Source organism: Paraburkholderia sp. SIMBA_027 (genome assembly GCF_046535315.1).
GTDB classification, from domain to species: Bacteria; Pseudomonadota; Gammaproteobacteria; order Burkholderiales; family Burkholderiaceae; genus Paraburkholderia; species Paraburkholderia tropica.
The window spans coordinates 1-232 of sequence record NZ_JAWRWY010001693.1 but is presented as its reverse complement, the minus strand read 5'-3'; the positions used below and the strand labels follow the sequence as shown (position 1 = coordinate 232).

General features: G+C 51.7%; 1 pseudogene. It reads left to right on the top strand.

Annotated features, from left to right (window positions below):
• A pseudogene (locus tag SB764_RS44955) lies at positions 1–232 on the top strand (tagaturonate reductase); the annotation flags it as partial.

Below are 232 nucleotides of genomic sequence, written 5' to 3'. Positions count from 1 at the left end.
CGATGAATTCCTGAAACTGGCGCACAACCCGGAAATGCGCTTTGTTTTCTCTAACACCACCGAAGCGGGTATCAGCTACCATGCGGGCGATAAATTCGATGACGCGCCAGCGGTAAGCTATCCGGCAAAACTGACCCGTCTGCTGTTCGAACGCTTTAGCCATTTCAACGGTGCGCTGGATAAAGGTTGGATCATCATTCCGTGTGAGTTGATTGACTACAATGGCGACGCG